The organism is Klebsiella sp. M5al, from assembly GCF_002090195.1.
Taxonomy (GTDB): Bacteria; Pseudomonadota; Gammaproteobacteria; order Enterobacterales; family Enterobacteriaceae; genus Klebsiella; species Klebsiella grimontii.
Genome location: NZ_CP020657.1, coordinates 928,041 through 941,314, shown reverse-complemented (window position 1 = coordinate 941,314; position 13,274 = coordinate 928,041). Strand labels below are relative to the sequence as shown.

At 54.8% G+C, this 13,274-nt stretch carries 12 protein-coding genes; 6 read left to right on the top strand and 6 right to left on the bottom strand.

The genetic code is table 11. The features are described from left to right. Window positions 1–16: 16 nt before the first annotated feature. On the bottom strand, window positions 17–844 hold the full coding sequence (djlA, locus tag BWI76_RS04540) for a co-chaperone DjlA (protein ID WP_024360292.1): 828 nt from the start codon (window positions 842–844) through the stop codon (window positions 17–19). A 244-nt stretch (window positions 845–1,088) separates the two neighbouring features. Here djlA and lptD point away from each other — a divergent pair, with 244 nt between their 5' ends. The 6 genes from lptD to apaH all read left to right on the top strand — a co-directional run bounded on the left by lptD (window position 1,089) and on the right by apaH (window position 7,924). Continuing rightward, window positions 1,089–3,431, top strand: coding sequence for an LPS assembly protein LptD (gene lptD / locus BWI76_RS04535; RefSeq protein ID WP_024360291.1), 2,343 nt, complete (start codon window positions 1,089–1,091; stop codon window positions 3,429–3,431). Between the two features lie 53 nt (window positions 3,432–3,484). Beyond that, window positions 3,485–4,771: a peptidylprolyl isomerase SurA gene (gene surA / locus BWI76_RS04530; RefSeq protein ID WP_004872241.1), complete on the top strand. Its 1,287-nt coding sequence runs from the start codon at window positions 3,485–3,487 to the stop codon at window positions 4,769–4,771. 121 nt (window positions 4,772–4,892) lie between these two features. Continuing rightward, window positions 4,893–5,873: a 4-hydroxythreonine-4-phosphate dehydrogenase PdxA gene (gene pdxA / locus BWI76_RS04525; protein ID WP_098067388.1), complete on the top strand. Its 981-nt coding sequence runs from the start codon at window positions 4,893–4,895 to the stop codon at window positions 5,871–5,873. Beyond that, complete coding sequence (rsmA, locus tag BWI76_RS04520) at window positions 5,870–6,691, top strand: 16S rRNA (adenine(1518)-N(6)/adenine(1519)-N(6))-dimethyltransferase RsmA (protein WP_004098527.1); 822 nt, start codon at window positions 5,870–5,872, stop codon at window positions 6,689–6,691. The genes pdxA and rsmA overlap by 4 nt, the downstream gene beginning before the upstream one ends. A gap of 2 nt (window positions 6,692–6,693) precedes the next feature. Next, on the top strand, window positions 6,694–7,071 hold the full coding sequence (gene apaG, locus BWI76_RS04515) for a Co2+/Mg2+ efflux protein ApaG (protein ID WP_004128828.1): 378 nt from the start codon (window positions 6,694–6,696) through the stop codon (window positions 7,069–7,071). Between the two features lie 4 nt (window positions 7,072–7,075). After that, window positions 7,076–7,924, top strand: a complete 849-nt coding sequence (gene apaH / locus BWI76_RS04510) for a bis(5'-nucleosyl)-tetraphosphatase (symmetrical) ApaH (RefSeq protein ID WP_004872243.1) — start codon at window positions 7,076–7,078, stop codon at window positions 7,922–7,924. Window positions 7,925–7,964: 40 nt separating this feature from the next. On the opposite strand, the gene folA is transcribed toward apaH, so the two are convergent. From folA to BWI76_RS04480, 5 genes are all read right to left on the bottom strand, one after another. Continuing rightward, complete coding sequence (gene folA / locus BWI76_RS04505; RefSeq protein ID WP_004098524.1) at window positions 7,965–8,444, bottom strand: type 3 dihydrofolate reductase; 480 nt, start codon at window positions 8,442–8,444, stop codon at window positions 7,965–7,967. A gap of 197 nt (window positions 8,445–8,641) precedes the next feature. Then, complete coding sequence (gene kefC / locus BWI76_RS04495; protein ID WP_004872245.1) at window positions 8,642–10,507, bottom strand: glutathione-regulated potassium-efflux system protein KefC; 1,866 nt, start codon at window positions 10,505–10,507, stop codon at window positions 8,642–8,644. Continuing rightward, entirely contained in the window at window positions 10,500–11,033 is a 534-nt protein-coding gene (gene kefF, locus BWI76_RS04490; protein WP_004872246.1) for a glutathione-regulated potassium-efflux system oxidoreductase KefF, read from the bottom strand. The genes kefC and kefF overlap by 8 nt, the downstream gene beginning before the upstream one ends. 166 nt (window positions 11,034–11,199) lie before the next feature. After that, complete coding sequence (locus tag BWI76_RS04485; RefSeq protein WP_004872247.1) at window positions 11,200–12,756, bottom strand: hypothetical protein; 1,557 nt, start codon at window positions 12,754–12,756, stop codon at window positions 11,200–11,202. A 261-nt stretch (window positions 12,757–13,017) separates the two neighbouring features. Then, complete coding sequence (locus tag BWI76_RS04480; protein WP_004872248.1) at window positions 13,018–13,251, bottom strand: YgdI/YgdR family lipoprotein; 234 nt, start codon at window positions 13,249–13,251, stop codon at window positions 13,018–13,020. Between the last annotated feature and the right edge of the window lie 23 nt (window positions 13,252–13,274).

Here is a 13,274-nt window from a genome sequence, read left to right as displayed (position 1 = left end):
GGGAGAGGCCGGTCGTTTAGAAGCCGCGCTGCTCTTTAATCAGCTCCCAGGCTTTCTGGATCTCCTGCGCTTTCTGCTTAGCCATCTCCATCATTTCCGGCGGTAGCCCTTTCGCCACCAGCTTATCCGGATGGTGCTCGCTCATCAGCTTACGATAGGCGCGCTTGACGGTGGCGGCATCGTCGGTCGCTTTAACCCCCAGCACATTGCAGGCGTCTTCCAGGGTTGGCCCGCGCTGCGCCTGCTGCCAGCCGGCGTTACCGCCGCGCTGCCCGTAAGATTGCTGCTGCGAACCGCCGCCAAACTGCGCCCCGCCCTGCATCATGCGCAGGAACTGCTCGAACTGAGCGCGGGAGATGCCCAGCTCATCGGCAATCACAAACAGCACGTCGCGTTCGTTGGGATGCAGTTCGCCGTCGGCGAAAGCCGCCTGCAGCTGAATTTCCAGAAACATCCGAATTAAATCAAAACGCCCAAAACAGACGCTGCGCAGCTGGCGCATTTTCTCACGCAGCGGGTAATCATCTGATTTCCCTACCCGAAACGCGTGCTGCGCCGCGGTTCGCGCTTCGCCGTGCAGACTCATGCGATCCATCAGCAAATTGGCGACATGAATATCGGCTTCGGTGACGCGTCCTTTCGATTTGGTCAAATGCCCCATCACTTCAAAAGTGGTGGAGAAGAACAGCGACTGACGCTCCTGCTGGTTGGCGAAGACATTCAGCCGGCGACTGCGCGCACGGTCAAACATATGCCCGACTAAGAACCCCAGCACCACGCCCCAGAAGCCGCCCCCCATCATCAACGCAACCGCAACGCCAATTATTTTACCCAAATACTGCATAGACTCCCCAATCTCTCTGCCGCCAGTTAAGCTATATCTGACCGCACGTTACAAAGCGTTTACGCCTCGGTCAATTGTGGGACATAGCCTATAATTTGCTTTATCATACTCGTCATTCTACACAGTGCCTAACGCTCGGGAAGTAAACGGGCAGGATTAACACTAGCGCGATTTAGACGAGTACGTTAGGCTCTGACCGTTTGCAAGCCGCTGCCACACGATGACGGAACAACAAATACAACGTATGAAAAAACGTATTCCCAGCCTCCTGGCCACTATGATTGCCAGCGCCTTGTATAGCCAACAGGGCCTCGCTGCCGATCTCGCCACGCAGTGTATGCTTGGCGTACCAAGCTACAATCGTCCTTTGGTTGAAGGGAAACCCAACGACCTGCCGGTGACGATCGATGCCGATCATGCGAAAGGCAACTATCCTGATAACGCCGTATTTACCGGCAACGTTGATATCAATCAGGGGAACAGCCGACTGCAGGCCGATGAAGTTCAGCTTCACCAGCAGCAGGCCGACGGCCAGCCGCAGCCGGTGCGTACGGTTGATGCCCTCGGCAACGTTCACTATGACGACAATCAGGTGATCCTCAAAGGGCCGAAAGCCTGGTCGAATCTGAACACCAAAGATACCAACGTCTGGCAGGGCGATTACCAAATGGTTGGCCGTCAGGGGCGCGGTACCGCTGACCTGATGAAACAGCGCGGCGAAAACCGCTACACCATTTTAGAAAACGGCAGCTTCACCTCGTGTCTGCCCGGCTCTGACACCTGGAGCGTGGTCGGCAGTGAAGTTATCCACGACCGCGAAGAACAGGTCGCTGAGATCTGGAACGCTCGCTTCAAGCTCGGTTCCGTACCGATTTTTTACAGTCCCTACCTGCAGCTGCCGGTGGGCGACAAGCGTCGTTCGGGCTTCCTGATCCCCAACGCCAAATACAGCACCAAAAACGGCGCAGAGTTCTATCTTCCTTACTACTGGAACATCGCTCCGAACTTCGACGCCACGCTGACCCCGCACTATATGAGCAAGCGCGGCGGCGTCATGTGGGAGAACGAATTCCGCTATCTGACCAAAGCAGGAACCGGCTTAATTGAGTTCGACTACCTGCCTTCGGATAAAATTTACCAGGACGATCACTCAGGCGACAGCAATAGCCGCCGCTGGCTGTTCTACTGGAACCATTCGGGCGTCGTAGACCAGGTGTGGCGCTTCAACGCCGACTACACCAAAGTCAGCGACCCGGACTACTTTAACGACTTCAGCTCGAAATACGGTTCCAGTACCGACGGCTACGCCACGCAGAAGCTCAGCGCCGGTTACGCTAATCAGAACTTTGACGCCACCGTATCGACCAAGCAGTTCCAGGTCTTTAACCGCGACTCAAGCAATGCCTATTCCGCCGAGCCGCAGCTGGACGTGAACTACTACCAGAACGATGTCGGCCCGTTTGATACCCATCTTTATGGCCAGGCGGTGCATTTTGTTAACTCGAACAGCAGAATGCCGGAAGCGACACGCGTTCACTTCGAGCCAACTATCAACCTGCCGCTGTCTAACGGTTGGGGAAGCATCAATACCGAGGCAAAACTGCTGGCAACCCATTACCAGCAAAGCAACCTTGATGACTACAACGCGGCCAACGGTACCGATTATAAAGACTCCGTTAACCGCGTGATGCCGCAGTTTAAAGTCGATGGCAAAATGGTTTTCGAGCGCGATATGCAGGAGAACTATACCCAGACGCTTGAACCGCGCATGCAGTACCTGTACATCCCGTATCGCGACCAGAGCAAAATCGGCACCTACGACTCAACGCTGCTGCAATCGGACTACAGCGGCCTGTTCCGCGACCGTTCGTACAGCGGTCTCGATCGCATTGCGTCCGCCAACCAGGTCTCCACCGGCATCACATCTCGCGTTTATGATGCCGCCGCCGTTGAACGTTTTAATATTTCCGTTGGTCAAATCTACTATTTCACCGAGGCGCGTACCGGTGACGACAACATCAACTGGGAGAACAACGACACGCGAGGTTCACTGGTATGGGCTGGCGATACCTACTGGCGCATCACCGACGACTGGGGTTTACGCGGGGGAATTCAGTACGATACGCGTCTGGATAACGTCGCTACCGGCAGCGGAACCGTGGAATACCGTCGCGACGAAAACCGTTTAGTACAACTTAACTATCGTTATGCGAGCCCGGAATACATTCAGGCGACCCTGCCGTCTTATTCCACCGCTAAGCAGTACAAAGATGGTATCTCGCAGGTGGGGATGACCGCCAGCTGGCCAATCGTCGATCGTTGGGCAGTCGTCGGCGCGTATTACTACGACACGAATACCAGAAAGTCAGCGAACCAGATGTTAGGGGTTCAGTATAGCTCCTGCTGCTACGCTATCCGCGTCGGCTATGAACGTAAGATCAACGGCTGGGATAACAGCAGCAGCGAAAGCAAATACGACAACACCTTCGGCTTTAACATTGAGCTGCGCGGCCTGAGCTCCAACTACGGTCTCGGCACCCAGCAGATGCTGCGTTCGAACATTTTACCGTACCAGAGCTCCCTGTGATGTGGCTGGTTTACACGTAATCCGCAATTGCGGTTAATTGAAATGGAAAAAGTATGAAGAACTGGAAAACGCTGCTTCTCGGTATCGCCATGATCGCGAATACCAGTTTCGCTGCCCCACAGGTTGTCGATAAAGTAGCGGCTGTCGTCAATAATGGCGTTGTTCTGGAAAGCGACGTCGATGGCTTGATGCAATCGGTAAAACTTAACGCCGGCCAGGCCGGGCAGCAGCTGCCGGATGACGCCACCCTGCGTCATCAGATCCTTGAGCGTCTGATCATGGACCAGATTGTCCTACAGATGGGCCAGAAAATGGGCGTGAAGATCTCTGACGATCAGCTCGACCAGGCCATCGCCAACATTGCTAAACAAAACAACATGACCATGGATCAGATGCGCAGCCGTCTGGCCTATGACGGTATCAACTACAGCACCTACCGTAATCAGATTCGTAAAGAGATGCTGATTTCGGAAGTGCGTAACAACGAAGTTCGTCGTCGTATTACCGTTCTGCCCCAGGAAGTTGAAACCCTGGCCAAACAGATTGGCGATCAGAACGACGCCAGCACCGAGCTGAACCTCAGCCACATTCTGATCCCGCTGCCGGAAAACCCAACTTCCGAGCAGGTGGCAGAGGCTCAGGAGCAGGCGAACTCGGTGGTTGAGCAGGCGCGCGGCGGCGCGGACTTCGGCAAGCTGGCTATCACCTACTCTGCCGACCAGCAGGCGCTGAAAGGCGGCCAGATGGGCTGGGGCCGGATTCAGGAACTGCCGGGCATCTTCGCCCAGGCGCTGAGCACCGCGAAAAAAGGCGATATCGTCGGCCCGATACGCTCCGGCGTTGGCTTCCATATCCTGAAAATTAACGATATGCGCGGCGGCAGCCAGAACATCTCCGTGACCGAAGTTCACGCCCGCCATATCCTGCTGAAACCGTCGCCGATCATGAACGACGATCAGGCTCGGGCGAAGCTGGAGCAGATCGCGGCTGACATCAAGAGCGGGAAAACCACCTTTGCCAAAGCGGCGAAAGAGTTCTCTGAAGATCCGGGCTCTGCCAACCAGGGCGGCGATTTAGGTTGGGCGACGCCGGATATCTTCGATCCGGCCTTCCGTGACGCCATTCTGCGCCTCAATAAAGGCCAGACCAGCGCTCCGGTTCACTCCTCCTTCGGCTGGCACCTGATTGAGCTGCTGGATACCCGCAACGTCGACAGAACCGACGCCGCGCAGAAGGATCGCGCTTACCGCATGCTGATGAACCGCAAGTTCTCTGAGGAAGCGGCGACCTGGATGCAGGAACAGCGCGCCAGCGCCTACGTGAAGGTTCTGAGCAACTAATCGCATTAGCCTCATACACAACATCACGCAGGGTGTATCGAGGCGGCTGAGCAAATCGCCCCGGTCTCTGACGGGGGCGACGAAGCGCAGCCAGTAAGAGACCGCCTGAAGGATGAAGTGTATGAATCGAGTTGTTATCACTCCCGGTGAACCTGCCGGGATTGGCCCCGACCTCGTTGTGCAGCTTGCGCAGCGCGACTGGCCGGTAGAGCTGGTGATCTGCGCCGATGGCGCTCTGTTATCCGACCGGGCAAAGCTGCTCGGTCTTCCTTTATCGCTTCTGCCTTACGATCCCACCGCCCCCGCTACGCCACAGCGCGCAGGCACCCTGACGCTTCTCCCCGTCGCGCTTAACGCGCCGGTTGAACCGGGCGTGCTCAACGTCAGCAACGGCCGCTACGTGGTGGACACGCTGGCCCGCGCCTGCGATGGTTGCCTGAACGGCGAATTCGCCGCCCTGATTACCGGGCCGGTGCACAAAGGCATTATTAACGATGCCGGGATCGCGTTTACCGGTCATACCGAGTTCTTTGAAGAGCGCTCGCAGGCCAGTAAAGTGGTGATGATGCTGGCGACTGAAGCGCTGCGCGTGGCGCTGGTGACCACTCACCTGCCGTTAAAAGCAATAAGCGATGCGATTACGCCCGAGCTGCTGCGGGAAATCATCACCATCCTGGATCACGATCTGCGTACCAAATTTGGCATCAGCAACCCACACGTGCTGGTTTGCGGCCTGAACCCGCACGCCGGCGAAGGCGGCCATATGGGTACGGAAGAGATCGATACCATCATTCCGGTGCTCGAAGAGATGCGCGCGAAGGGCATGAACCTCAGCGGCCCGCTGCCGGCGGATACCCTGTTTCAGCCGAAATATCTCGACCATGCCGATGCGGTGCTCGCGATGTATCACGATCAGGGCCTGCCCGTGCTAAAATACCAGGGCTTTGGCCGCGGCGTGAATATTACGCTCGGTTTACCATTTATTCGCACTTCCGTTGACCACGGCACCGCGCTTGAACTTGCGGGCCAGGGGAAAGCGGAAGTCGGCAGTTTTATCACGGCGCTTAATCTCGCCATTAAAATGATTGTTAATACTCAATGAATAATCGAGTCCATCAGGGCCACTTAGCCCGTAAACGCTTCGGGCAAAACTTTCTCAACGATCAATTTGTGATCGACAGCATTGTCTCGGCCATCAATCCACAAAAAGGTCAGGCGATTGTTGAAATCGGCCCCGGCCTCGCCGCGCTGACCGAACCGGTTGGCGAACGCCTCGACCAGCTCACCGTTATCGAGCTGGACCGCGACCTGGCCGCTCGTCTGCAAACGCATCCGTTCCTCGGACCTAAGCTGACGATTTATCAGCAGGATGCGATGACCATGAACTTTGGCGAGCTGTCGCAGAGCATGGGCCAGCCGCTGCGCGTCTTCGGCAACCTGCCGTACAATATCTCGACCCCGCTGATGTTCCATCTGTTCAGCTATACTGATGCCATTGCCGATATGCACTTTATGCTGCAAAAAGAGGTCGTCAATCGCCTGGTTGCCGGGCCGAACAGTAAGGCGTATGGTCGGTTAAGCGTAATGGCGCAGTACTACTGCCAGATCATCCCGGTGCTTGAAGTGCCGCCGAGCGCCTTTACGCCGCCGCCTAAAGTCGATTCCGCCGTAGTGCGTCTGGTGCCTTACCGCACGCTGCCGCATCCGGTGAAAGAAGTACGCGTACTGAGCCGTATCACGACAGAAGCGTTTAACCAGCGTCGGAAAACGATCCGCAACAGCCTCGGCAACCTGTTCAGCGTTGAGGTTCTGACCGAACTGGGTATCGACCCGGCCAAGCGCGCAGAGAATATTTCCGTGGCGCAGTACTGTCAGCTAGCTAACTGGTTATCTGAGAACGCGCCCACCAAGGAGAGCTAACCATGATTAATTCGCCCCGAGTATGTGTGCAGGTACAAAGCGTCTATATCGAATCGCAATCTTCTCCGGAAGAAGAGCGCTACGTCTTTGCTTATACCGTCACTATTCGCAATCTGGGGCGAACTCAGGTTCAGCTTCTTGGCCGCTACTGGCTTATCACCAACGGCCACGGTCGCGAGACCGAAGTCCAGGGTGAAGGGGTTGTCGGCGAGCAGCCGCATATTCCCGCTGGCGGTGAGTATCAATATACTAGCGGCGCGGTCATTGAAACGCCGCTGGGCACCATGCAGGGGCATTATGAGATGATCGATGTGAACGGCGCGCCGTTCTCCATTGAAGTCCCTGTTTTCCGTCTCGCAGTACCAACCCTCATCCATTAAAACAATGTCTACATACCTTATTGGCGACGTTCACGGTTGCTACGATGAACTGATCGCATTATTAGAGCAGGTGGAGTTTAACCCTGAGGTTGATACGCTGTGGCTCACGGGCGACCTGGTCGCGCGCGGCCCCGGTTCTCTGGAAGTGCTGCGTTTCGTGAAACAGCTTGGCGATAGCATTCGCATCGTGCTGGGCAATCATGACCTGCACCTGCTGGCGGTCTTTGCGGGCATTAGCCGCAATAAACCCAAAGATCGGTTGAAATCGCTGCTTGAGGCGCCGGACGCCGACGATCTGCTCAACTGGCTGCGTCGTCAGCCGATGATGCAAATCGATGAAGAGAAAAAGCTGGTCATGGCCCACGCCGGGATCACTCCGCAGTGGGATCTGGAAACCGCCAAACAGTGCGCCCGCGATGTGGAAGCCGTGCTCGCCAGCGACTCCTATCCGTTCTTCCTCGACGCGATGTACGGCGACATGCCGAACAACTGGAGCAATGAGCTCAGTGGCCTGGCGCGCCTGCGCTTTATCTCCAACGCCTTTACCCGCATGCGCTACTGCTTCCCGAACGGGCAGCTGGATATGTACGCCAAAGAGGCGCCGGAAAACGCCCCCGCGCCGCTGAAACCGTGGTTTGCCATTCCCGGGCCGGTGGCCAACGAATACAGCATTGCCTTTGGTCATTGGGCTTCACTGGAAGGAAAAGGTACGCCGGAAGGCATTTACGCGCTGGATACCGGCTGCTGCTGGGGCGGCGATCTGACCTGTCTGCGCTGGGAAGATAAAACGTACTTCACCCAGCGATCGAACCGGCAGACAAATCTTGATGAAGGCGAGGCGATCGCCTCCTGAAGAGAGTCACCCCGGTGAACGAACGCCACCGGGGGAAACCTTAGCGACGCTCCAGGATCTCGAAGCAGTAGCTATGGGAATTCTGCGCATCGGCATCGTGGAACTCGCTGAATACCGACTCCCACTCGTCCGGGTCGTAATCCGGGAAATGAGTATCGCCCTCCACCTCCGCATCAATATGCGTCAGATAGAGCTTGTGCGCTTTCGGCAGGAACTGCTCATACACGCGACCGCCGCCGATCACCATCATCTCTTCCACATCGCCGCAGGCGGCAATCGCTTCATCAACCGACTTGACCCACTGCACGCGATCGTCGGTGCCGGGCTGGCTGCTAATCACGATATTTTTACGTCCCGGTAACGGGCGACCGATGGATTCCCAGGTAAGACGCCCCATCACTACCGGTTTGTTTAAGGTATTGCGCTTAAACCAGGCGAGATCGGCAGGCAGGTTCCATGGCATGGCGTTTTCCATACCAATGACGCGATCTACCGCTAACGCCGCAATCAGACTGATCATTAAATAATTCCCGAATGCAAAAAATTGTCGCCACTATACGGAAAGCGTAATACTTCGTCGACTGGGCGAAGGGTAAAGAATCAGAAAATTTTAAGTTTTGCTGGCGAGCCCACGTAAGCCCCGTGAGCCGCCAGAACAGGATTTAAATTGAAAACAAAATGTTACTTGTAAAGCTAACGTAACACCCTGAATTTACCCTATAGCGAGGGCTTATTCTCCGGCTCATCGGCGATGTCGCCGGTATGCCGTCCCTCTTCCGTCCCCTGCCAGCCGTGACGCTGAACCAGCGATAAATGATTGCGGTCCTCGTTAATAATGCCGGTCAGCATATCGCTGGTGCGCTTGAATACCGCCACCCGGGAAGCCGCGTCGTTTTCCGCCATCGCCACCATCTCTTCGACCATTTGCAGGTTGAAACGGCGGAACAGATCGGCGCGTTCGCGGGCCTCATACGCGCCGAGGCCCAGCGCCTCCAGCGTCATGCGCCCGGACTTCAGCGCCGCTTCGAAGGTTTCGCGCTCCGGCGCTTCGACCCCGGCCTGGCGCAGCTTAATATAATGATCGACATCGCGGGCGCGGGAGATGATCTGCAGATGCGGGAAATGCTCTTTTGCCAGCTCCGCCAACTGCAGATTCGTCTGCGGATCGTCGATGGCGTTAATCAGCACTTCCGCTTTTTCCGCCCCCGCCGACTCCAGCAGGTCTACCCGCGTCGCATCGCCGTAGAATACCTTCATATCAAACTTACGCAGGGTATCAACATGGTCGGGATCGTGATCGAGGATCACCATCTTCACGCCGCTGGAGAGCAGCACGCGGCCGGCAATCTGCCCGTAACGACCGAAGCCAGCGATAATCACCCGCGGCTGCTCTTCATCAATTTCATCGGCTTCGCGCTCCTGACCGCTGGCGGATTTCTCCAGCCGGGTCAGCAGCACCAGCAGGATCGGCGTCGCCGCCATCGATAGCGCCACGGCCAGGGTCAGCGCCTTCGCCCACTCGCTATCCAGGACATCGGCCATCTGCGCCGCGCCGAAAACCACGAAGGCGAATTCGCTTCCCTGCCCCAGCAGCACCGCAAACCAGCGGCGCTGGGCGCGCGGCACGCCTAACGGCCGGGCGATCAGCCACAGCATCAGGGATTTAATCACCAGGAATCCCACCAGCAAAATCAGGATCCGCAGCGGATGGGTGACCAGGGTACCGAAGTCGATAGACATGCCGACGCCGATAAAAAACAGCCCCAGCAGCAGGCCCTTAAACGGCTCAATATCGCTCTCCAGGGCGTGGCGATACTCCGAGCTCGCCAGCAGCACGCCGGCAAGGAAGGCTCCCATCGCCATCGACAGCCCGACCTCTTCCAGCAGCAGACCGAAGCCGAATACCAGGAACAGGGCCACGGCGCTGAAGACTTCGCGCAGGCCGGAGCGCGCGACAAAACGCAGCATCGGCCGGGTCAGATAGCGCCCGAGCGCCACCACCAGCGCCAGCGCGCCCGCCACTTTCAGCGCCGAGAGCGCAAACGCGCCCAGGGTCGTCGAGCCGCCGCTCGCCGCCAGTAGCGGGATCATCGCCACCAGAGGAATGGCCGCGATATCCTGAAACAGCAGCACCGCAAAAGCGCTGCGGCCCAGCTGCGTGACCGTCAGGTTACGTTCGTTCATCGCCTGCATGGCGATCGCCGTTGAGGAGAGCGCCAGAGTCATGCCAATCAGCTCGGCAACCTGCCAACGCAGACCAAGCGACATGCAGAACAGGCCGATCAGCACGCCGCAGACGACCATCTGCAGCGCCCCGCCGCCGAACACCGAGGCACGCAGTTTCCACAGCCGTTGGGGATCCAGCTCCAGGCCGATAACAAAAAGCATCAGCACCACGCCGATTTCGGCAAAATGCAGAATCGACTCGGCGTCGGTGACCAGCCGCAGCCCCCACGGGCCAATAATACAGCCGGCAATTAAATAGCCGAGTACCGACCCCAGCCCAAGACGTACGGCAATCGGCACAATCAGCGCGGCGGATCCTAAATAGATCAGCGCCTGTATCAACGTATGGCTATCCATTATTGTGCGCCTCCTGCCATTCGATTAAGCGTTGACGATAGCGGCGCGCCTGCGCCTGAAGGGTTTCGTCATCGCAGATAAAAGTGCAATGCATCGCGAACGGCGGCAACCATTTCATGCCGCAATACAGCGCGGTGGCCTGCAGCGGCTGCGCCAGCACGTCGAAACCGGGGAAGGAACCAATATCAAAGTGGCTTTCGCCGCCGCCGGTGGTGACCGCCCACATCAATGACTTACCGCGTAATGCGATACCGTTGTGCCCATACGCCCAGCCGTGCGCCAGTACCTTATCCAGCCACAGCTTCAGCAACGGCGGTACGCTGTACCATTGCATCGGATGCTGCCAGATGACCAGATCGGCACGGGCCAGCGCGGCCTGCTCGGCGGCAATATCGATATTGAAATCGGGATAAAGTTGATAGAGGGAGCGTATCTCTACGCCGTCAAGCGTCCCTGCCTGTTCAAGCATCCGCTTATTCGCATGCGAGTGCTGCGGATAAGGGTGCGCATAAATTATGAGGATCATTGATTAGCCTGCGTTTACTCTTGTTGTAATCAGCAAGAGTGTAGACAGTTAATGCTGATACTTACAGCTTCCGTTGGCGTAACCGCAGGAATTGGGGGTGCCTGACACCCCGCGAGTCATGGCCGCTTTGCCCGCTACAGGCGTCGGTCTTGCGCATTTGGATAGCTTAATGGCACGCTTTTTTAATTCCGCTAACCCGGCTTTTTACCGTCTCGTTATCATTTTTATCTAACGTATCAATATAGCGTAAAAACTGCGGCCCAATATCCGAATGGCAAATGGACCGTATCGCCTCATCATTAAATGTCTCGCCTGTATTGGGCCAGTGACTCCTATAAAAGTCATCAGCGGCGATCTCCCACAATTGTCGGTCAGGGATGTTCGGTTGGTTACGTAACTGTGTATTCAGCAAAAGGGTAAAGATCTCAATTGCGTCCTTATTTGTTTCCAGCGAGGCATTATGGAAAGCGTTCTTAACGCGCCGTGCCGCGTAGGCTAAAATAAAGCTATTACCTTTATTATAATACAGTTCAGGATCCTGCCAGTTTATGCGCGAAATGACCTGATGAATGATATCTTTTTTGCCAAACATAACGACGTAGAATAATAAATTAGTACTGCCGGAATAATACTTACCAATATCAATTTGCTGACGTAATAACGAAGGTTGTTTTTTTAATATATCAACAAATCTCTCCGTTTCTCCGCCAAGAACATAGCTCGCCGCAGTTAATATTTCTGAATCTGGTTGAGAATACTTTGCAAATAATCTCATAGCGCGAACATCCGCGTTTTCAATGGTACGATCAATAATAGCGGCACCCGTTTGGGTTTTAGCTAATTCAGGAAATGCGGAAAGCAGCAGTTCGGCTTGCTTAATAACGCTATCGGGGTGGGTGGGTCTTTTATAATAAACATCGATCGGCTGGGCAAAGGTATGCTCCAGTCCTGTCCATTGTGCAGGCGCAGCATAAACAATGTCCTGAGCCTGCTTGCGCTCTGCGGCAGATGAAGCCTGAATAGCGTCAATAAAAACCTGCAGCGCCGTTAAATTTTGAGAATGGATGGCCTCGAAAAAGGGAATGGTATAATAATCACTCTGATTCGCATCGTAATCAAAAGAGCCTTGCCGGTTTTTTAATGGGCTACCCAACTGCTGTACAAAATATTGATATAACTCTTTCGGCAATGATTTATCATAGATGGCAAATAAATAGATTTCGTATTGTTCCTGCTGAGATTTACTTTTAAACAAGCGGTCAAACTCGGGTAATTTTTGCACTGTAAACTTACCCAGCCTGAACTCAGCAATGCTGTTCGCGCGGTCCAGTTCGGCAAAAGACATGTCGACCTGTTCCATTGATGGGCCAATAAATTTATTGGCGATAAGCGCAAAGGTCAGCAAAGTCAACGCATGAATAAATCCCGCATTTTTTACGGAAAAAGTGCTAAAAAGTATTAACGCTAAAATCAACGCGGCGCCAGCCGCCCAACTAAAATAAATAAAGTGGTCAAGTGTAAATGTATATAAAAAACCTAAATACTTATAAACCGCACACAATATTATCGCAGCAAAAAACAGAAAAACATAGGCTACTGACATGTTTTTCCCAATAACCCTACCTTTACTCCATAAAATAAGGAAAATCAGGAATCCCCCACCGATGAGCGCGGGAATAATAAAAACGCAGAAGATAACAAACAAAAAACCGTTACCATTCATTGAAACCATCCATATTTATTATCTGTTGTATATGCCATTTCCATGGCTTTTTAAGCGTATCAGGTACATCGGTAACTTAGAACAGAATGAGTATAGAATTAAAAATAAAAACATTAAATGGATTAATCACGGGCTGGTTGCAGTTTGCGTAAGACGTTACTGATGGCAGGGCAACACACTATTTTAATCGGCGTTTTTGAAACAGAATAAACCATTGCCGAACCGGCCCCGCCGTACTCCTCGCGAGGCCAGAGATAACGCTTAGTTATCCAGTTCATCCATCGATTTAACCTGATCGCGATTGATCTGCTCGGTACGACCGGTTTCCGCATTTTTGTAGGACACCAGACCGGTGTCGTCATCTACCTGCGGTTTGCCGTCGGTCACAATGGTTCTGCCGTCGGTCGTTTTCAACGACTGATTAGATGAACAACCGGCCACGGTAAGAAGCGCGGCGGCGGCGAAAACAGCTGCGGTGAGGGGCTTATAGTGCATCGTGTTTCTCTCCCATTATTCAG